General features: G+C 73.2%; 14 protein-coding genes and 1 tRNA gene. 6 read left to right on the plus strand and 9 right to left on the minus strand.

From position 1 onward, the window contains the following. Positions 1-104: 104 nt before the first annotated feature. On the minus strand, positions 105-845 hold the full coding sequence (locus ACZ6EM_RS25065; protein WP_452179607.1) for a GOLPH3/VPS74 family protein: 741 nt from the start codon (positions 843-845) through the stop codon (positions 105-107). 298 nt (positions 846-1,143) lie between these two features. Between ACZ6EM_RS25065 and ACZ6EM_RS25070 the strand changes: the two genes are divergently transcribed. Continuing rightward, a complete protein-coding gene (locus ACZ6EM_RS25070) occupies positions 1,144-3,660 on the plus strand; it encodes a D-alanyl-D-alanine carboxypeptidase (protein ID WP_465773276.1) in 2,517 nt (838 codons plus the stop codon). A 183-nt stretch (positions 3,661-3,843) separates the two neighbouring features. Here the strand turns inward: ACZ6EM_RS25070 and ACZ6EM_RS25075 are convergent, their stop codons facing one another. Continuing rightward, the gene (locus ACZ6EM_RS25075) at positions 3,844-5,382 is read right to left on the minus strand and encodes a glycosyltransferase family 39 protein (protein WP_465773277.1); all 1,539 of its coding nucleotides are present in this window, start codon (positions 5,380-5,382) and stop codon (positions 3,844-3,846) included. Between the two features lie 177 nt (positions 5,383-5,559). On the opposite strand from ACZ6EM_RS25075, the gene ACZ6EM_RS25080 reads away from it, so the two are divergent. Together ACZ6EM_RS25080 and ACZ6EM_RS25085 are read left to right on the plus strand one after the other, a co-directional pair. Beyond that, positions 5,560-5,632 (plus strand) — tRNA-Arg (locus ACZ6EM_RS25080). Positions 5,633-5,923: 291 nt separating this feature from the next. Continuing rightward, positions 5,924-8,392 carry an FtsX-like permease family protein gene (locus ACZ6EM_RS25085; protein ID WP_401050922.1) on the plus strand — a complete coding sequence of 823 codons (2,469 nt, stop codon included), beginning with the start codon at positions 5,924-5,926 and terminating at the stop codon, positions 8,390-8,392. A gap of 78 nt (positions 8,393-8,470) precedes the next feature. On the opposite strand, the gene ACZ6EM_RS25090 is transcribed toward ACZ6EM_RS25085, so the two are convergent. Beyond that, positions 8,471-9,352 (minus strand): carbon-nitrogen hydrolase family protein, encoded by an 882-nt coding sequence (locus ACZ6EM_RS25090; protein WP_465773278.1) that lies wholly within the window; start codon positions 9,350-9,352, stop codon positions 8,471-8,473. Between the two features lie 91 nt (positions 9,353-9,443). After that, a complete protein-coding gene (locus ACZ6EM_RS25095; protein WP_401050918.1) occupies positions 9,444-10,292 on the minus strand; it encodes a phosphatase PAP2 family protein in 849 nt (282 codons plus the stop codon). 424 nt (positions 10,293-10,716) lie between these two features. Here ACZ6EM_RS25095 and ACZ6EM_RS25100 point away from each other — a divergent pair, with 424 nt between their 5' ends. Together ACZ6EM_RS25100 and ACZ6EM_RS25105 are read left to right on the plus strand one after the other, a co-directional pair. Then, positions 10,717-11,688, plus strand: coding sequence for a sigma-70 family RNA polymerase sigma factor (locus ACZ6EM_RS25100; RefSeq protein WP_359899812.1), 972 nt, complete (start codon positions 10,717-10,719; stop codon positions 11,686-11,688). Between the two features lie 177 nt (positions 11,689-11,865). Further along, the gene (locus tag ACZ6EM_RS25105) at positions 11,866-12,087 is read left to right on the plus strand and encodes a hypothetical protein (RefSeq protein WP_359899810.1); all 222 of its coding nucleotides are present in this window, start codon (positions 11,866-11,868) and stop codon (positions 12,085-12,087) included. Positions 12,088-12,122: 35 nt separating this feature from the next. Here the strand turns inward: ACZ6EM_RS25105 and mscL are convergent, their stop codons facing one another. The 5 genes from mscL to ACZ6EM_RS25130 all read right to left on the minus strand — a co-directional run bounded on the left by mscL (position 12,123) and on the right by ACZ6EM_RS25130 (position 16,881). Continuing rightward, on the minus strand, positions 12,123-12,542 hold the full coding sequence (gene mscL / locus ACZ6EM_RS25110; protein ID WP_452179604.1) for a large conductance mechanosensitive channel protein MscL: 420 nt from the start codon (positions 12,540-12,542) through the stop codon (positions 12,123-12,125). Positions 12,543-12,572: 30 nt separating this feature from the next. Further along, positions 12,573-12,857, minus strand: a complete 285-nt coding sequence (locus ACZ6EM_RS25115; RefSeq protein ID WP_465773279.1) for a hypothetical protein — start codon at positions 12,855-12,857, stop codon at positions 12,573-12,575. A gap of 337 nt (positions 12,858-13,194) precedes the next feature. Further along, complete coding sequence (locus tag ACZ6EM_RS25120; protein ID WP_359899804.1) at positions 13,195-13,512, minus strand: FmdB family zinc ribbon protein; 318 nt, start codon at positions 13,510-13,512, stop codon at positions 13,195-13,197. A 126-nt stretch (positions 13,513-13,638) separates the two neighbouring features. Beyond that, positions 13,639-15,012 (minus strand): MFS transporter, encoded by a 1,374-nt coding sequence (locus ACZ6EM_RS25125; protein ID WP_452180967.1) that lies wholly within the window; start codon positions 15,010-15,012, stop codon positions 13,639-13,641. A gap of 384 nt (positions 15,013-15,396) precedes the next feature. Then, positions 15,397-16,881: a potassium/proton antiporter gene (locus tag ACZ6EM_RS25130; protein WP_401051715.1), complete on the minus strand. Its 1,485-nt coding sequence runs from the start codon at positions 16,879-16,881 to the stop codon at positions 15,397-15,399. 239 nt (positions 16,882-17,120) lie between these two features. Here ACZ6EM_RS25130 and ACZ6EM_RS25135 point away from each other — a divergent pair, with 239 nt between their 5' ends. Next, the gene (locus tag ACZ6EM_RS25135; RefSeq protein WP_380539254.1) at positions 17,121-19,841 is read left to right on the plus strand and encodes a penicillin acylase family protein; all 2,721 of its coding nucleotides are present in this window, start codon (positions 17,121-17,123) and stop codon (positions 19,839-19,841) included. Positions 19,842-19,878 lie beyond the last annotated feature (37 nt).

The raw sequence follows: 19,878 nt of genomic DNA on the forward strand, positions 1-19,878 counted from the left end.
CCGGGCCGCGCGGACCGCTGCGGCCGTCGAAGCCCTCCAGGACTCCCCGGCCCTCGTGCCCTCCCCGGTTCTGGTGCCCTCCCGGGGTCTGGTGCCCTCCCGGGTCAGCGGACGCCGACCCGGGAGGCGGGGACCCGCCCGCCCGAACCCCGGCCCGCCGTACGGGCGCCGGGGCGGCCGGCAGCGGCCCCGGAAGCCTGGGAAGAACGGTTCTGCTGCGCCGGCAGGCCGTTCTGCACGTCCATCACGGCGTGCGCGACCATCCCGCCCAGTGGGTCGTACCGGATCAGGTCGCGCAACCGCGACCGTGAGGACCGGCCCTCGTTGCCCGGGTACAGGTGCTTGCCCAGCCCGACCGAGTGGGCGAGCGCGGCGAGCGCGGCCGTCCGCGGATCCGGCGGAACACCGGTGCGGATCGCGGTGTCCAGCCGCTGCTTGATCGCGGCGTTGGTGCAGTCGTCGGACGCCTGGTACCGGGTCGTCGGCAGCACCCCGCACACCTGGCCCGGCACGGCCGTGACCATGCCGCAGCGCTCCAGGTGCGCCAGATAGGTCTGCCGCAGCCCCAGCCGGGGCCCGCCGATCCAGTGCGCCGCGCGGACCGGACTGCCGCGTCGGCGCAGCAGTTCCAGTGCGTGGTCAAGGGTCGGGTCGCCGGTCGGTCGTGCGAGCACGACGGCGATCCGGTCTCCCTCCGGTACGATCCGTCCGGCCAGGGACAGCTCGACGAGCTGCGCCCCGGCGAGTCCGAGGTCGAGGGTCTGCGGCTGCGCCGTGGTACCCGTGGTCGGGTCCAAAGCGAGCAGCAAGAGTTCCTCGGGAACAGTTCTGCGGCTCTTGCCCATCCAAGCCTCCCCGCGTGGATGAGAGACAGGGTGACGCCTCTCACACGGGCTTGTCGAGTACGCCTCCGAATCGTGACCTTGCGGTGAAGGTGCGGAACCGGCGGCGGCGGGCCTTGCGTCTGATCGGTGAACAGGCCGCGGCGCGACCGGGTGGCGACAATAAGCGCCGGTCGGGCGGGGTGTGTGCGGCCGGAACGGTCGCCGGTGGCGGAGACTGTACAGGTACACGGGGCGGGGCGTCGGCTTCCCGAAATCGGGTTCGCCGGTGCCCCGCCGGGCGTTGAGGAGGCTGGGATACGTGGGCGAGTCCCCCGACAGGGTGCTGAGGGACGGCGACGAGCGGCAGCGCGACCGCGAGCGCGAACGGACCGGTACGGCGGCCGACGCCGCCGGGCCGGCCGAGGGCGGCTCCGGTACGGCTGCTGACGGGCCGTCGGCAACGGCCGCCGCCGAGGCGACCGCCGAGACCTCCTCCGACACCTCCTCGGACAGCCCCGCGGAGGCCTCCGGCGAGGCGGCCCCGAAGGCGCCCGTCGACGCTCCGGAGGCGGCGCCCAAGGGCGGTTCGACCGTACAGCTCCGCGTCCGGGATGTGGACAGCCGGACGACGATGCTGCGGCTGCCGGTGGACAACAGCACCACCGCGCTGCGGCTGCCCGATGAGCTGGTGAAGGCTGCCGGCAAGGGGAGTTCCGAAGGTGGGGAGGGGGAGAAGGCGACTTCGCCGGAAACCGCGGAGGAGGCCGAGCCCGCCGGGCGTCCGGTCGCCGCCGACCCGCGTCTCGCCATGCGGACGGGTGCCACGGCGGCCGGGAAGGCCGGGCGGAAGGCGGCCGAGCCGTCCGGGGAGACCGGCTCCGAGACCGGCTCCGAGGGCGGTTCCGAGGGCGGCCCGGGGTCCTCGGCCGCACCGGCCGGGACGGCGGACGAGGCGGAGAAGGCGGCCGACGAAGCAGCCGACGAAGCGGCCGACAACGCCGACAACGCTCGTAACACGGACAACGCCCGTAAGGCCGACGGCACCGACGAGGCCGACGGCGCGGAGCGGACCGGGAAGGCCGAGCAGACCGGGAAGACCGAGCAGACCGGGAAGGCCGAGAAGGCCGGGAAGGCCGGGGACGCCGGAACCGAGGACGACCCGGAGGACACCGGGGACGCCGAGGACGCCGACGCCGAGGACGCTCCCGCCATCGGCTCCGTGACCCTCGCGCTGACCAGGACCGGGCAGCCCGGTCAGCGGCCGGACCGGGCCGAGAAGCCGGAGAAGCCCGCGCCGCCGCGCGCCTCCGCCGCGGGCACCGCCGCCCCGGCCAGCACCGTGCCGGAGCCGAAGCCCGAGCCGCGTCCGGAGCCCGGGCCCGTTCCCGAGCCGGAGCCGACCCCCGGCCCGACGCCGCTGCCGAAGCCGGCGCCCGTGCCCGCGCCCGTGCCGGCCCCGAAGCCGCTGCCGGAGCCCGACCCGCGGCCGGTGCCGTCGGTCCCGCCGCTGCCCGAGCCCGAGCCGCTGCCCGCACCGGAGCCGCTGCCGTCGCCGGAGAACACCGCCGAGGCGATGGAGGTCCTGGCCTCCCTCAACGCCCGCCCGGTCTCACCGCTGCGGCGCGCTCTCAAGCGGGTGACCATCTGGACGGTCTTCCTCGCCGTGGTGCTCGGCGCGCTCGCGGTGGCCCAGCTGCTGCGCCCGCTGCCGGACCCCAAGCTGAGGTCGACCGCCGCCGGCAGCTACAGCTTCTCCGGTGACGCGCTCGACCTGGCCTGGCCGGCCAAGGGCCAGTCCGCCGCCGAGGTGGTCGGCGTCGGCAGCCTCGGCAGTTCGGGTCCGGAGACGCCGGCCTCGATCGCCAGCGTCACCAAGGTGATGAACGCCTACCTGATCCTGCAGAAGTTCCCCCTGAAGAAGGGGGAGGCCGGCCCGAAGATCACCGTCGACAAGCAGGCCGCGCAGGAGTCTGGCAACGTCGACGAGTCCAAGGTGACGCTCGTCGAGGGCCAGGTGCTCACCGAGTACCAGGCCCTGGAGCTGCTGATGCTGCCCTCGGCCAACAACGTGGCCCGGCTGCTCGCCCGCTACCACTCCGGCTCCGAGGCCGAGTTCGTCAAGCTGATGAACGACACCGCGACCAAGCTGGGCATGACCAACAGCATCTACGCCGACCCGGCGGGCTACAACCCGGACACCAAGTCCACCGCCAAGGACCAGCTGAAGCTGGCCGAGCAGGTCATGCAGGACGAGATCTTCCGGCAGATCGTCTCCACCCCGGAGACCAACTTCAACAACGCGAAGGTCCCCAACACCAACAACCTGATCAACCCGAAGACCGGCGTCATCGGCGTCAAGACGGGTTCCAGCACCCCGGCCGGCGGCTGCCTGATGTGGGCCGCCTACAAGGAGGTCGGCGGCGTGAGGCGGCTGATCCTCGGTGTCACGCTGGGCCAGCAGGCCACCTCGCCCAACCCGGGCGACGGCATCCTGCCGACCGTGCTGAAGGTCAGCGGCAAGCAGATCCAGGCCGCGCAGAACGGCGTGACCGGCCAGACCGTGGTGAAGAAGGGCGACGTCGTCGGCTCGGTGGAGGACGGGCTCGGCGGCAAGGTCGCGGTCGTCGCGACCAAGGACCTGGTGGTGGCGGGCTTCCCCGGCATCACCGGCACGGTCACCCTGGACACCTCGAAGATCGACCACAGGGAGACGGCCGGCAAGGAGGTCGGCGTGCTGCGGGTGGGCGCGGGCGACGACAAGGCGGAGGTCCCGGTGGCCCTCCAGTCCGACCTGAACCCGCCGTCCATCCAGTCCCGGCTGCTGCGCACGCTCTGAGCCGTCGAGCCGTCGAGCCGTCGAGCCGTCGAGCCGTCGAGCCGCCGGGCCGTCGAGCCGCCGGGCCGCCGGGCCGCTGAGCCGCCGGGCCGCCGGGCCGCTGAGCCGCTGAGCCGCTGAGGCACCGAAAGAAGAAGGGGAGCCGGTCCGCACCGGCTCCCCTTCCTCCTTCTCCGCCGGAGGCTAGGCGTCCCGGTCGAGCAGCGCGAGCGTGAGACCGCCGAGCGGCGTCACCCGGTCCGGGTCGCCGTACTGGGCGCGGAGCACCTGCGCCTGGTCCGCGGGCATCGCGCCCAGCGGGTCCTGGGTGTCGCCGAGGACCAGCAGCCAGATCCGGGACACCCCGCCCAGGCAGTCCGCCGGCTGCGGGCAGGGCATCGGCGAGAGCTCCCCGGCGTCGTCGGCGCTCTGCGCGACGAAGACCGGATAGGGGAGCACGTCCGAGGGCAGGTAGTAGTCGACGCCGGGCCAGGCCAGCGCCCAGGACTGGTCGCCCAGCGGGGCCGCCATCCCGTCCCCGGAGCGGTAGCCGGCCGAGATCTCCCGGGCCGCCGCCTTGAACGGCTCCTCCGAGCCGTTGTGCGAGCCCACGTAGCGCACCTCGGGCTGCTGCGGCAGCGACGCCACGGCCGGTGCCGCGAGCAGCCCGACCGTCAGCAGCCCGGCCGCCGAGACGGCCCCCCGGGGGGCCCGGCCGCGTCGCCGGGCCAGGGCCGCCACCGCGCCGTACAGCGCCCCGGCGCCGCCGCCGGCCAGCACCGCCCAGGCGGGCACCGTGAACAGCAGGTACCGCCCGAGGAAGTACGAGGTGTCGGTCAGGCGGGACACCAGCCAGACGCCCACCACCGGCAGTTCCGCGAGCAGCAGCGCCTGCCAGGCCCGGATCCGCCGGCCGGGCAGCGCCAGTGCCAGCAGCACCAGCGGGACGAAGGCGTAGAACACGACGTCCGAGCCGAACAGGCGCTCCCCGAAGTAGGCGAGGCCGCGCAGGGAGGGGGTCGGTATCCAGCCCAGCTGCCGGTCCGACTGCCGGCTGCCCAGCAGCACCACCGGCAGCACCGGCAGCGCCGCCACGGCGACCGCCAGCGGGTAGTGCCACAGCAGCCGCCGGTCCGTCTCCGGGCGGGTGCGCCACAGGTGCAGCGCCAGGAGCGCCACCTGCCCGGCGACCGTGCTGAAGGACACCAGGTGCCCGGCGCCGGCCAGCGCCATGGCCACGCAGTACGGCGCCCAGCGCCGCCAGGTCGGCCGCTCCAGCGCCCGCAGCAGGAAGTACGAGGCCGCCGCGATCGCGCAGGTCACCAGCGCGTAGGAGCGCGCCTCCTGGGCGTAGCGGGAGATCTCCGGGGGGACGGTGAACAGCAGCCCGGCCCCGACCGCCGCCACCCTGCCGCCGAACAGCCGCTCGGCGGTGAGCGCCACGAACGCCGCCGCCCCGGCCATCGCCAGCACGGAGGGTATTCGCAGCGAGACCGTCGAGTCGCCGAACACCGCCGTCCAGCCGTGCATCAGCAGGTAGTACGCGCCGTTGCTGGCGTCGACGTGCTGGAGCAGCCGCAGCAGGTCCCCCAGGGAGCGGGTGGCCACCGTCCAGGTCGCCATCTCGTCCCGCCACAGGTCCGGCGTCCCCAGCCGGTACCCGCCCACCGCCAGCATGACCACCGAGGGCCACACCCACACCTGCCCCAACAGCCGGCCCACCGGGTGCACAGCAGGTTTCATCAGGTCCTTCGTCTCCTTAGCGAGGCGTTCCGGGGCGGATCCCACCCTGCCCGGCAGGCTACTTGAACCGCCCTGACACCCCGTCGGCCGCCCGCACCCCGCCCGCACCCCCTCCGTCACCCCGTGCCCCACCCCTGATCCGGTACGCTGTGAGCGGCCTGGTAGCACCCGGGCCGCGCCTCAGTAGCTCAGGGGATAGAGCACGGCTCTCCTAAAGCCGGTGTCGCAGGTTCGAATCCTGCCTGGGGCACAACGAACACGCAGGTCACAGGCCCTCCGTCCACTCCGGGCGGGGGGCCTGCGGCGTTCCCGGGCCCGGCGCCGCCCGCCGTCGACCGCCGGGTGCGACCGGCGGCGGGCGGACCGGCCGGCGTCAGGGGCGGCGTACCTCTCCGGGAGGAGACGGCGGGGGCCGCCGTGCGCCCGCGGGTTGATCATGAAACAGACCTCGTGCCGACGGGGCGCGGCCGCCGCGCTCCTAGGCTCGTAGAGACCCCTGCCGGAGCACCGTTCCCGGTCAGGGCGGACGAGCCGGGGAACCATGACGACCTACCGATACACCGTGGCCGAGCTGCGCGGCCAGCTGCGCCAACTGCTCCTGAGCGGCGCCGCGATCGCCCTGGGGGTGGCCTTCCTGATCGCCTCCGTCAGCGGCAGCGGGGCGCTGGTGGACTCCTACAGCCAGACCGCGGCCGCCGAGGTCGGCCCCGGAGACATCCAGGTGACCAGGAAGGCCGCGGCCGGCGGGCTGGACGCGGCCGCCGCCGAGCAGGTGCGGCAGACCCCCGGGGTGGCCGCGGTGGCCCCGCGGCTGACCGGCAGGAGCGCCGTGCTGGCCGCCGACGGGCGGCCGCTCGACCGGACCGCCGCGGTCAGCGCCGTCGCCGAGGACCCGGCGCTGCGATGGCAGCTGCTCAAGGACGGCCGCTGGCCCGCCGGCCCTGGCGAGGTGCTGCTCGACACCGGGACCGCGCACCGGCTGGACGCCGCCGTGGGCGCCGAGGTCCACCTGACCCGGGCCGACGGCACCGCCGCCACCGCCCGGCTGGTCGGCACCCTGGACGAGCGGGGCGCCCCGAGCCTCGCCGGAGCCCCGATCATCGGCGTCCCGGTGAGCGCGGTCGCCGGCTACGCGACCGGCGTCACCACAGACCGACTCGACGTCAGGGTCACCCCCGGCGCCTCCCGGACCGGGACCGTCGACGCCCTGCGCGCCGCCCTCGGCGCCGACGCCCAGGTGCACACCCGCGCGGCCTCGGTCACCGAGGCGACCCGGCAGAGCAACACCCTGTACGGCGTGGTGCTGGTCGCCGCGCTCTCCTTCGTCCTGATCGCGCTCGCGGTGGCGCGGATGGTGGTCGGCAACACCTTCACGGTGGTGCTCGCCCAGCGGACCCGCCAGCTCGCCCTGCTGCGCTGCGTGGGCGCCGACCGGCAGCAGCTGCGCCGGCTGATCCGCCGCCAGGGACTGCTGCTCGGGGCGGGCGCCTCGGCGGCGGGCGTGCTGCTGGGGGTCGCCCTCGGCGCGCTCGGCACGGCCGTGGTCGGCGGGCTCGACCTCGGACCGGTGCACCTGTCGCTGATGCCCTCCCCGCTGACCTGCCTGCTGGCCGGACTGTTCGGCGTGCTGCTGACCCTGCTGGCCGTACGCGGCCCGGCGAAGGCCGCCGCGGCCGTGCCGCCGATCGCCGCCCTCGGCGGCACCCCCGCGCCGGCCGTCGGGGCGGCCAGGGCGCGGGCCGCGGTGTGGACCTCCGGGCTGCTGCTCGCGGGCACGGCGCTGCTGGTGGCCGGGGCGCTGACCCCGCCGCCGCTGTCGCTGCTCGCCGTCACCGTCGGTGCCATCGCCAACTTCTTCGGGGTGCTGCGGCTGTCCCACCGGGTGCTGCCCGCGGTCGTCGCCGTACTGGGCCGCCCCGCCCGCAGGCTCGGCGGGACGGCCGGCCGGCTCGCCACCCAGCAACTGCGGCTCAACCCCGGCCGCACCGGGGCCACCGGCTCGGCGCTGCTGCTCGGCGTGACCGTGATGGTCGGCGCGGTCACCGCGCTCGACATCACCTCGCAGTCGCTGGTGCCCGTGATGTCCGCGCGCCAGCCCGGCGTCTTCTCGGCGGCCGCCACCGGCGGCGGCGCCCTGCCCACCGGGGCACTCGGTGCCCTCGGCGCCGACCACGGGCTGACCGTCACCCCGGTCCGCTCAGCCACCGTCGACCTCGACGGCCGGCCCACCGTGGTCGCCGCCGTCGATCCCACCCGGCTCAACTCCTCGACGGACGACGTGGACCGGGCCCGCGCACTCACCGAGGGCACCGCACTGAGCGGACTCGGCGAGACCGGGGTGCGGCGGGCCGGCGGCGTCGAGCTGAGGCTCCAACCCGGCCGCAGCAGCCTGCCGTTCACCCTGCAGAGCGGCGCCACCCTGCTGGTGACGCCCACGACCCTGGACCGCCTCGCCCCCGGCGCGCCCGTCACCACGGCCTGGATCTCCCCGGCCGCCGGCGACGACCGGCCGACCGCGCGCCGGGCCCTGGACCGCGCCCTCGCCGACCACCCGCAGGTGACCGTCGCCGACACGGCCGCCCAGGCGGACACCCTGCGCTCGCTGCTGGACCGGCTGAAGACCGTCAGCATGGCCCTGCTGTCCTTCTCCGTCGCCATCGCCGGCCTGGGCGTCGCGGCCACCCTGATGCTCAGCATCAGCGAACGCTCCCGCGAGATCGGCATGCTGCGCGCGATCGGGATGTCGCGCGAGCAACTGCGCCGGATGCTCACCCTGGAGGCGCTGCTGCTCTCCCTGGCCGGCGCGCTGGTCGGCACCGGCCTGGGCGTCGCCTACGGCTGGGCGGCCGCCCGCTCGATCACCTCGACGCTGGGAACGGTCGGCACCCCGCCGGTCCTGCCGGTGCTGGCCGCCCTGACCCTGACCGTCCTGGTCGGCCTGGCCGCCGCGGTGCTGCCGGCCCGCCGGGTCGGACGGATGACCGCGGTGGCGGCGATGCGCGCCTCCTGACCGGGCCGTGGCCGGTGCACCGGAGCCGACCGCGCCCCGTGCCCTGACGCTCCCGGCGCGTGTGGCCGCCGAGGTGGGTCAGGCCAGGGTGAAGCGGGCTCGGGGGGCCTGCGGGCGGGCGGTGGCGAGGGCGAGGTCGGCGAGGAGGGACTCGGTTTCGCGGGTGCGGCGCAGGACGTCCGGGTCGAGGTCGACGACGACGAGTTCGCGCCGGTCCTCGCTCGCTTCGGCGATCAGCCGGCCGTCCGGGCCCCAGACCGCGCTGCCGCCGCAGGTGTGCCAGCCGCCGGTGCGGCCGATGTGGTTGGCGAGCACCGTGTAGAGGGTGTTGTCGAGCGCGCGGGCCGGGAACCAGGTGCGGGACTCGTGGTGGCCGTGTCCCATGCTGAACAGCGCGCCGACCAGGTAGGCGTGGCAGCCGTCGAGCGCGGCGGCCCGGGCGTGCTCGGGGAAGCCGGAGTCGTAGCAGACGCCGAGCCCGAGCCGCCAGCCGTCCAGCTCCAGGGTGCAGCCGGCCGTCCCGGGGCGGTAGTGCTCGCGTTCGGTCATGAACAGGTGCTGCTTGTCGTAGCGGGTGACGAACTCGCCGTCCGGGCCCAGGACGAGGGCGGAGACGCGCAGGTCGGCGCCGTCCCGTACGGCGGCGCCGACGATGGCGGCGGTGCCGGTCTCGCGGCAGGCCTCGGCGATCGGCGTGAGGCGCGGATCGCCGGGCTGGACGGCGTACTTGACGGGGTCGGCGCTGATCAGCTCGGGCTCGTACCCGGAGAGGATCTTCTCCGCGAACAGCACCAGCCGGGCGCCGGCCCGGGCGGCCTCGCGGATCAGTTCGGCGGCCTGGGCGACGTTGGCGGGTATGTCACCGGCCACGGCCTGGGCCTGGACGGTGGCGATCCGCAGCGGGCGCTCGGGGTAACCGGCGGGCGCGGCGGGGGAGATGGGGGCGGTGGTGTCGGGCATGGCCGTCACGCTAGCGCGGTGGCCGGTGGTGGCCGGTGGTGGCCGGTGGTGGCCGGTGGTGGCCGGGAGCGGGCCGTGGGGTGACGAGGCCTCAGCGGACGGTCTCGTCGGCCCGGCCGGACGGGTCGCCCGGGACCTCCTCCGGCGGGCCGTGCGGCCCGTCCTCGTCCAGCGGGGCGGCCGTGCGCGAGGAGCGCCCGCCCGACACGACGACCCGCTGGACCCGGTCCCTGGTACGCCAGTTGACCCGCCGTACGTCCCGGGCCAGGGCGCCGGGGCGCCAGACCTGGATCACGGCGGTCACGGTGCCCAGCACGATGCCGGCGGCCAGCCAGCCGGCCAGGACGTCGCTGGGCCAGTGCACCCCGAGCGCGATCCGGGTCCAGCCGATGGTCAGCACCGTGGCCGCCGCCACCAGGCAGGCGGCGGTGCGGCCGCGCCGGCGGACCCGGTACCAGAGCAGGCCGACCAGGACGGCGCAGGTGATCGCCGAGGCCATGGCGTGTCCGGAGGGGAAGGCCGGGCCGTCGGCGTGCGAGACCGGATCGGTGAAGGAGGGGCGGCTGCGGCCGAAGGCCAGCTTCAGCGCCCACTGGGCGCCCCAGCCGACCAGGGCCTGGGCGGCCACCCAGCCGGCCAGCACCCGTGCGCCGATCAACCAGAGCCACCCGGCGGCGATTCCGAGCAGCGTCCGCATCGTGACGGTGCCGCCGATGTCCGAGAGCGTCTGCACGGAGGCGGTCCACACCCGGTGTTCCCGGGCGTAGGTGTGCAGTTCGCCGATCCACTCCTGGTCGAAGCGGACCAGCGGGTGCCACTGGCCGGTCACCGGAGCGGCCAGCAGGCCGAACAGCGCGGCACAGCCCAGTGCGAGCGCGGTGTCCCGAAGGAGACTGCGGTTGCGCGCAGTGAGGCGGTTCGTGCTGTTGGTCAGGTGCATGACTGACACCTTCCCAGTGTCCCGTGCCGGGCAAGAGCCGGAGTGATAGCGATTCGGCATCGTTTGTGAGGAGGACCTGCGTGTGCCGGGGTGCGTGCGGCGGCGGAAAGCGGGGAAAGCGGGGAACGCCGGCGGCCGTTCGCGGGTTCAACGGGTGGGCGGCGGCAGCGTGTGGGTCGAGTGAAGACATCACTCCCGGAACGGCCGGCCGATGGCACGGGACGCGTCCGACCGATCACTCAGCGTTCGAGGCCGGGGTGAAAACCGGCAGGATACTGCATCGCCGGGAAGAATCTGAGTGACTTGGGAATGTTGTCCGGATTCTGTTCGTTGGATCGTTACGTGTGTGCCTCCAGGGGCCCGCACTTCTTGCCCTCACGAGGCAGGCAGGCAGACCTCGGCAATACCAGCAAAGGGAGCAAGCATGGCCACCCGTGCCGTCGTTCGCGACAGGGCCGACCGGAGTCGCGCGGCCCGCCCGACCAACCTTGAGGCCGACCGCGACCTGGTCGGCATGTACCTCGACGAGATCGCCAGGACACCCCTGCTCGATGCCGCCGAGGAGGTCGAGCTCTCGCTGCGGATCGAGGCCGGCGTGTACGCCCAGCACCTGATGGACGAGGGCGGACTCCCCGACGGCGTCACGCGCGAGGAGCTGGAGACGATAGCCGCCGACGCCGAGCGCGCCAAGGACGTCTTCATCCGGTCCAACCTCCGGCTCGTGGTCGCCGTCGCCCGTCGCTACCCGCGCAGCGGCCTGCCGCTGCTGGACCTCATCCAGGAGGGCAACGCGGGCCTGGTGCGCGCCGTCGAGAAGTTCGACTACGCCAAGGGCTTCAAGTTCTCCACGTACGCGACGTGGTGGATTCGGCAGGCGATCACCCGGTCCATCGCCGACCAGTCCCGCACCATCCGGTTGCCCGTGCACCTGGTGGAGGAGCTCGGGCGGATCCGGCGGGTGCAGCGGGAGAAGTCCAAGGAGCTGGGCCGTGAGGCGGAGCCGGCCGAGATCGCGGCCGAGCTGGACACCACCGAGGCCCGGATCAAGGACGTGCTGGACTGGGCGCGCGACCCGGTCAGCCTCAACATGTCGGTCGACGACGAGGGCGAGACCCAGTTCGGTGACCTCGTCGAGGACACCGGGGCCACGTCCCCCGAGGACGCCGTGATGGTCATGCTCCGCCGCGAGGAACTGGACGACCTGATCGGGCGGTTGGACGACCGCACCGCCTCGATCATCCGCTCCCGCTACGGGATGGAGGACGGCCGCGAGCGCACCCTCACCGAGGTGGGCAAGCAGCACGGCCTCACCCGCGAGCGGATCCGCCAGATCGAGAAGCACGCGCTGGCCGAGCTGAAGAAGATCGCCGACCACGCGGGCTTCGAAGCCGCCTGACAGGCCGCCTGACAGGCCAGCCGACAGTTCCGCCTGGCAGGTTGCCCGACGGACCGGCCGGGCCCATGGGCCGAGCCCTCATCCGGGCCCTGGCGCGGAGCGTTCCGCACCGGGGCCCGAGGCGTGCCGCGGGGCTCTTAGGCTGGAGGGGAGGGACGAGTGGACGGAGTGGACGGCGTGAGCGAGCAGGGGCAGGAAAAGGGCCAGGAGCAGGACCGGGCGCAGGAGCCCCGGGAGGCTGCGGCCGCCAAGGCCCGGCTGGTCTTCCGGGACCCGTTGGACCAGCAGTCCAGTGACGACACCGATGCGGGCTGGGGTGCCCGCCCCGGGGCGGGGGAGGGTGGTGGACGGGGGCTGGACTGGTACCTGAGCCAGCGCCCGCCACACCACGGGGGCTGAGGAACGGGGACCGGGCGCCGACCGGCACCCGTCGGTCAGCGCAGCGGCGCGACCAGCGCGTCGCGGATCTCGGTCAGCAGGGTGACCTCCTTGGCTTCGAGGTCCGCCGCCTTCTCGGCGAGGGTCTTGCGGTGGGCCGCCAGCTTGTTCATGGGCACGATCAGAACGAAGTAGACGACCGCCGCGGTGATCAGGAACTGGATTGCGGCGCTGATCACCGATCCCCACAGGATGAGGATTCCGGACGTGACCTCGCCGGTCGGGCTCGCCTCGCAGGGCCCCTTGAGGCAGGAACTGTAGGATGCGAGGTCTTTTGTCCCGAAGACGCCGACGAGTGGATTGATCACGCCCTTGACGAAGGCGTTGACGATGTTGGTGAAGGCCGCGCCGATGACCACGGCCACGGCGAGGTCGATGACATTTCCACGCAGCAGGAATTCCTTGAAGCCCTTCATGCCGCCTCGAACGACGAAGTCGCCCCCCGGTTACGGGTGATCTTCCGTAGTCCCGGATTGACAACCCGTCCGGCCCAGCGCGCCCCCCTGGGGAGGCGGCAGACCGGCCCGCGCGGGCCCCAGCGCCAGCGCCGCCGCCACCGCGAGCAGCACCAGGACGGGCACCCCGGCCCGCCGTCGCACCGCACTGCGCCAGCGGTGCCACCCGCCGCACCCGCGCCGGATCGGCGGGAAGCCCGGCAGCTCCCGCCGGGGCGGCACGGCGGGCGCGGGCAGCGGGAGGGGCAGGGGCAGGGAGAAGTTCGCGGTCGTCATCGACGCACCTCCGGAGTGTCGGCGGCCCGGCCCCTCGCGGACCGGATGCCCACACGATGAGCGTTTCCGGCGAACTCGGACAGCATTTTCCCCAGGCCTGTGGATAACCGGGCCCTGTGGACAACTTCGTTCACCCGCACGAGGTGCTCCGGCCCGTCCGGGGTGACGGAAAGCCCATGGGGCCGCAGCGGGGGAAGAAGGGGGAGGGGGAAGAGGGGAGGCCGACGGCTGGAGTCGGCGGAAACGCGGAGAGGCCCGCCGTCCCCGCGTGGAAGCGGGGCCGACGGGCCTCTCCGAGGTCTGCGGGCCGTCCCGGGCCGATGGCCCGGCGCCGAGGTCAGCTCGCGGCGGGAGCCGGGCTGGACGACGACGAGGAGCCGGAGCTCGACGACGAGGACGAAGCCGAGGAGGACGTGGACGTGGCGGACGACGTCGAGGGGGTCGACGACGACCCGGCGCCCACCGTGCTGCTGGAGGACGAGCGGCTGTCGGTCCGGTAGAAGCCGGAGCCCTTGAACACGACGCCCACGGCCGAGAAGACCTTGCGGAGTCGTCCCTGGCAGTCGGGGCACGTGGTCAGCGCCTCGTCGGTGAACTTCTGCACCGCCTCCAGGCCGTTGCCGCACTCGGTGCACTGGTACTGGTACGTGGGCACTTGTCTTCCTCCTGGCACTCTCGCCTGATGAGTGCTAACGATGGTCAATGATGCGGCATTCCGCGGGATCAGTCCAGCGACTCCGGTGTGAGATGGGCCGGGCCCGGCCGCCGGACCGCCTCCCGCTCAGCCCTTGGCCGCGCCCACCAGCCGCCCGGCACCGCCGTGCTCCGCCGGGACGTCGCCCGAACCCCGGGCCGGAGAGGTGCCCGCGACGGCCGCCCCGGGTCCCGGTGCCACCAGCAGGTGCCGCAGCGAGAGCAGCACGATCAGCCCCAGTCCGGCCCCGGCCACCGGCACCAGGAACCCGGTCGAGGGCCCGTGCCCGTCGATCAGCCGGCCCGCCGCCATCGAGCCGACGGCCAGCCCCAGTCCGATGGCGCCGGTCAGCCAGGTGAAGGCCTCCGTCTTGGCCCCGTCCGCGACCAGCGTCTCGACCAGGGTGTAGCCGCTGATCAGGGTCGGTGCGATGGCCAGCCCGCAGACCAGCCCGGCGACGGTCAGCGCGACCAGGTTGGGCATCGCCCACAGCACCGAGCAGCCCAGGACCAGCAGCGTGTAGCTGATCAGCATCCGCTGCTGCACCGGCCGCCGCCAGGCGATCACGCCGTACAGCACGCCGGCCAGCATCGAGCCGCCGGCGAAGATCCCGTACACGGTGCCGCCGGCGTCGTGCTGCCCGACCGAGTCGGCGAAGGCGTTCACCGATACCTGCATGCCACCGAACACCGCGCCGACCCCGAGGAAGGTCCCGGCCAGCAGGCGGACGCCGGGGGAGGCGAGCGCCGAGGCGCGCTTGGTGCCGGGCTGCGGCACGATCCGGGCCGGGGCGGTGCGCCGCTGGGCGGCGAAGGCCAGGCCACCGACGAGGGTCAGCGCGGCCTCGGCGACCAGGGCGGTGGCCGGGTTGGCGAGGGCGGCGATGCCGGAGGCCAGGATCGGGCCGATCACGAAGGTGAACTCGTCCGTCACGGACTCGAAGGCGAAGGCGGTGCTCACCCGGGCCGCGGAGGCGTCGGAGGCGCCGTCCGCGGTGAACGTGGCCACCCAGCGGGCCCGGACCATCGCGCCGACCTGCGGAACGCTCGCACCGGCCGGGACGGCGGCCAGGAACAGGCTCCAGGCGGGCGCGTGACCGAGCGCGAGCGCGATCAGCGCGCCGACCGCGGCCGCGTGCACCAGGACGGTCGGGACGAGCACCGCGGCCTGGCCGTAGCGGTCCGCGAGCCGCCCGGTCTGCGGCCCGACCAGGGCCTGGGCGACGGCGGCGACGGCGGTGACCGTACCGGCGGTGCCGTACGAGCCGTGGGTCCGGGTGACGAGCAGCAGGATGCCCATGCTGAGCATCGCGTACGGCAGCCGCGCGACCAGGGCGGGGGACAGGAACGTCCAGGCCCCGGGCGTGCGCAGCAGCTCGCCGTACCCGACGCGGGCGGGGGCCGGAGCTGCGGGGGTGGCCGCGTGGTCCGCGGCGGTGTCGACCGTTCGGCGCGCCGTCACGGTCGGTCCTTCCTGCTGCCTGGTAGCGCGGCAGGGCATGGTGTGGCCCCGACGGCGCCGAGAGTCGTCCTCTCGCGCGTCGACCGGGGTAGATACCGGGCCGGTCCGGCGTGGTGGCCGGGAGCCGGACCGCGGCCGCCGAGCGGTCGCGCCAACTCTGCGTCAGGCAGAAATTGGGGGTGGTCTAGCGATGGTTATACGGATGATCGAACCATCGTATCAGTTACGCGCGTAGATACCCTCGGCCGACCCCGGCCCAGGCGGCCCGCCCCAGCCGTGACGGGCCGGAGGGGCCGGGGCGGGCCGAGGAGTGCAGGGCGGGCCGGGTGAGCCGGAGCAGCCGGTTCGAGCAGTGAAGGGGCCGAGCCGAGCCGGCCCCCGCGCTCACCGCCCGTTCAGCCACCCCGCGAGCTTGCCGCCCTTGTCCACGGCCCGCAGCCGCCGCTCCGCCGCCTCGCCGACCTCGTCCGTGGTGACCACCAGCAGCTCGTCCCCGCCGCGCAGCACCGTCGCCTTGTCCGGCACGAAGGAGTTCCCCTCCCGCACGACCAGGGTGACCGCGGCCCCCTTGGGCAGCCGCAGCTCGCTGATCTCCACGCCCGACATCTTCGAGGCGGGGGAGAGCGCGACCGACAGCAGGTGCCCGTGGAGCTTCTCCAGCGGGGCGGACTCGATGCCCAGGTCCTGGCCCATGTCGCCCTCGTCGATCCGCAGCCGCTTGGCCACCCACGGCAGGGTCGGCCCCTGGAGGAGGGTGAAGACCACGACGAGGATGAAGACGATGTTGAAGACGTCCTCGGCCCGGTGCGCGCCGGACACCACCGGGATGGTGGCCAGCACGATGGGCACCGCCCCGCGCAGCCCGGCCCAGCTCAGCAGTGCCTGCTCGCGGGCCGGCACCTTGAACGGGGTGAGCGAGACCATCACCGACAGCGGCCGTGCCAGGAACACCAGCACTCCGCCGATCACCAGCGCGGGCACCACCGCGTCGCCCATGGTCTCGGGCGTGACGAGCAGCCCGAGCAGCACGAACATGCCGATCTGCCCGATCCACGCCAGTCCGTCGGCGAAGCCCCGGACGGCCGGGCCGTGCGGCAGCTTGGAGTTCCCGAGTATCACCGCGCTGATGTAGACGGCGAGGAAGCCGGAGCCGTGCAGCAGCGCGCCGCCGGCGTACGCGAGCACGGTGAGCGCCATCACGGCGATCGGGTAGAGGCCCGAGGAGGGCAGTGCGACGTGCTTGAGCCCGTAGGAGCCTATCTTTCCGACGGCGAGGCCCACCGCGGCGCCGATCGCCAGCTCGGCGGCGATCGTGCCGATCAGGACGTACCAGGTGTCCAGTTCCCCGGTGGTGGCGAAGGCGACGACCAGGATGACCACGGGCGCGTCGTTGAAGCCGGACTCGGCCTCCAGCAGGCCGGTGAGCCGGTGCGGCAGCGGGACCATCCGCAGGACGGAGAAGACGGCGGCCGCGTCGGTCGAGGAGACGATGGCGCCCAGCAGCAGTGAGGTGCGCCAGTCCAGGCCGACCAGCCAGTGCGCGCCGGCGGCGGTGGCGAAGACGCTGATGCCGACGCCGACGGTGGCGAGCACGGTCGCGGCCGGCATGACCGGCTTGATCTCCCGCCAGCTGGTCTTGAGGCCGCCTTCGGCGAGGATCACCACGAGTGCCGCGTAGCCGAGCACCTGGGTGAGCTCGGCGTTGTTGAACGTGACGCCGATCCCGTTCTGTCCCAGCGCCACGCCGATCCCGAGATAGATCAGCAGGCTGGGCAGCCCTGATCGGGTGGAGAGGCGGACGGCGCCCACCGCGAACAGCAGGATCACGGAGGACTCAAGCAGGAGCTGGTTCAGATGGGAGACGTTCACGCAGGGGCACCTCGGGCAGGCATGGGCGGGCGGGGTGTCTGGTGGTGCTGTGGGGTGACCCGTTAAGAAGTCGTCAATGCTCCTCTTGCGGATCGTTACGCAGTCTAACATTTTGCCATATCTTTAGCTTGGTCCCCCGTTCACGGTGCCCGGCCGACTCGGCCTAATGTGGTGCCCTGTCACGGCCGCAGGCCCTGGACACGCCCGCCCGCCCCGAAGTCAGGACCGCAAGGACCCAGATGCCCCGCTCGAAGAAGTTCCGGCGCGCCCGTCTGATCGTGATCGTGCTGGTCGTGCTGCTGGTGGCCGGCACCGGCTACGGCGGCTACCGCGGGGTCTCCGCGGTCCGCGCCTCCTTCCCGGAGGTCGACGGCAGCGTCAAGGTGCCGGGCCTGAGCGCGCCCGTCGACGTCAAGCGGGACGCCAACGGCATCCCGCAGCTGTACGCCGACACCGACGAGGACCTTTTCCGTGCCCAGGGCTACGTCCAGGCGCAGGACCGTTTCTGGGAGATGGACGTCCGCCGGCACATCACCGCCGGCCGGCTCTCCGAGATGTTCGGCGACGGCCAGGTCGACACCGACGCGTTCATCCGCACCATGGGCTGGCGGCAGGTGGCGCAGAAGGAGTTCGACACCAAGCTGTCGCCGGAGACCAAGAAGCACCTCCAGGCCTACTCGGACGGCGTGAACGCCTGGCTCGCCGAGCACCCCGGCGGCGCGAAGGCCTCGCTGGAGTACGGCCTGCTCGGCGTGGTCAACGGCGGCTACCGGCCCGAGCAGTGGTCCCCGGTCGACTCGGTGGCCTGGCTCAAGGCGATGGCCTGGAACCTCTCCGGGAACCTCCAGGAGGAGATCGACCGCTCGCTGCTGGCCCAGGACTTCGGCCCCGACAAGATCGCCGAGCTGTACCCGGACTATCCGTACGCCCGCAACGGCACCATCGTGAAGACCGGCGCCGTGACCGGCGACAACTACCGTCCCGCCGACGGCTCCCCGCAGTCCGGGACGGCCGCCGGAACGGCCGCCACCGCCCAGGGCGCGGCGGCCACCAAGGCGATGCTGCAGGGCCTGACCGACCGGGTCGACTCGATGCCGCAGCTGCTCGGCCGCCCCGGCCAGGGCATCGGCTCCAACTCCTGGGTGGTCGCCGGTTCGCACACCACCACCGGCAAGCCGCTGCTGGCCAACGACCCGCACCTCGGCCCCGGCCTGCCCTCGGTCTGGTACCAGATGGGCCTGCACTGCCGGACCGCTTCCCCGGCCTGCCAGTTCGACGTCTCCGGCTTCACCTTCGCGGGCATGCCCGGCGTGATCATCGGACACAACAAGGACATCGCCTGGGGCTTCACCAACCTCGGCGCCGACGTCACCGACCTCTACCTGGAGAAGGTCACCGGCCCGGAGACCTACCAGGTGGACGGCAAGGACGTGAAGTTCGACCTCCGCAAGGAGACCATCAAGGTCGCCGGCGGGGAGGACCGCACCATCACCGTCCGCACCACCCAGACCGGCGCCCCGCTGATCTCCGACCAGAGCAGCGAGCAGCAGAACGTCGGCAAGTACGCCCCCAACGGCCAGTCCGCCCCGGACCGCGGCACCAGCGGCTACGGCGTCGCCCTGCAGTGGACGGCGCTCAGCCCCGGCAAGACCATGGACGCCGTCTTCGAGCTGGACAAGGCGAAGAACTGGGACGAGTTCCGCGCCGCCGCCAAGGACTTCACCGTCCCCGCGCAGAACCTGATCTACGCCGACGCCAAGAACATCGGCTACCAGGCCCCGGGCAGCATCCCGGTCCGTGGCAAGGGCGACGGCACCCTCCCCTCGCCGGGCTGGGACTCCGCGTACCAGTGGAAGGACCCGATCCCCTTCACCGCGCTGCCCTGGAGCCTCAACCCCTCGGCCGGCTACATCGTCACCGCCAACCAGGCCGTGGTGGACCCGAGCTACAAGTACAACCTGACCAAGGACTGGGAGTACGGCACCCGCGCCAAGGAGATCACCGACCAGATCGAGGGCCTGCTCAAGAACAACGGCAAGATCTCGCCGGACGACATGCAGACCCTCCAGCTGGACAACACCAGCGTGATGGCCAAGACGCTCGTCCCGCTGCTGCTCAAGCAGCCGATCAGCGACCCGTACGTGCGCGAGGCCCAGGACCTGCTGAAGGACTGGAACTTCCACCAGGACGCCGACTCGGCCGCCGCCGCCTACTACAACGGCGTCTGGCGCCAGCTGCTGATCCTGGCCTTCGGCCAGAAGTTCCCGGCCGACCTGCGGGCCAAGGACAACTGCCTGCTGGTCCGCCAGCAGGACGACCCGACCAAGCCGGACAGCTCCACCAAGATCGTCACCGAGTGCGGCACCCGCGAGCCGGGCAAGGCCCAGCCGGACGGCGGCGACCGCTGGACCGAGGTGGTCCGCCAGCAGCTGGAGAAGCCCGACAGCTCGTGGTGGACGTACATCGACGACCAGCACAAGGAGCAGAAGGGCCTGAACAACCTGCTCCAGGAGGCGATGAAGAACGCCCGCCAGGAGCTGACCTCGCTGCTCAGCAAGGACGTCTCCACCTGGAGCTGGGGCCGCCTGCACAAGCTGGAGCTGCGCGAGCAGACCCTCGGCACCGACAACTCCTCGATCGCCTCCGGCGCGGTGCACAAGCTGCTCAACCGCGGCCCGTACCGGCTCTCCGGCGGCTCGGCGGCGGTCGACGCGGCCGGCTGGAACGCAGCGGCCGGCTACCAGGTGGACTGGATCCCGTCGATGCGCATGGTGGTCGACCTGAACGACCTCGACTCCTCGCGCTGGATCAACGTCGGTGGCGCCTCCGGCCACGCCTTCCACGACAACTACAACGACCAGACCGACCTCTGGCTCAAGGGCAAGCTGCTGACCTGGTCCTACTCGCCGGACGCGGTCGAGAAGGCCACCAAGCACAAGCTGGTGCTCACCACCGGCTGACGCCCGGACGGCCCGGCCGGCGGCGGCCCCGTTCCCC

This window comes from Kitasatospora sp. NPDC041917 (assembly GCF_055589745.1).

Coding starts and splice junctions, on each gene's coding strand:
- ACZ6EM_RS25065 (WP_452179607.1), bottom strand. CDS start 845: ATGGGCAAGAGCCGCAGAACTGTTCCCGAGGAACTCTTGCTGCTCGCT.
- ACZ6EM_RS25075 (WP_465773277.1), bottom strand. CDS start 5,382: ATGAAACCTGCTGTGCACCCGGTGGGCCGGCTGTTGGGGCAGGTGTGG.
- ACZ6EM_RS25085 (WP_401050922.1), top strand. CDS start 5,924: ATGACGACCTACCGATACACCGTGGCCGAGCTGCGCGGCCAGCTGCGC.
- ACZ6EM_RS25090 (WP_465773278.1), bottom strand. CDS start 9,352: ATGCCCGACACCACCGCCCCCATCTCCCCCGCCGCGCCCGCCGGTTAC.
- ACZ6EM_RS25095 (WP_401050918.1), bottom strand. CDS start 10,292: ATGCACCTGACCAACAGCACGAACCGCCTCACTGCGCGCAACCGCAGT.
- ACZ6EM_RS25100 (WP_359899812.1), top strand. CDS start 10,717: ATGGCCACCCGTGCCGTCGTTCGCGACAGGGCCGACCGGAGTCGCGCG.
- mscL (WP_452179604.1), bottom strand. CDS start 12,542: ATGAAGGGCTTCAAGGAATTCCTGCTGCGTGGAAATGTCATCGACCTC.
- ACZ6EM_RS25115 (WP_465773279.1), bottom strand. CDS start 12,857: ATGACGACCGCGAACTTCTCCCTGCCCCTGCCCCTCCCGCTGCCCGCG.
- ACZ6EM_RS25135 (WP_380539254.1), top strand. CDS start 17,121: ATGCCCCGCTCGAAGAAGTTCCGGCGCGCCCGTCTGATCGTGATCGTG.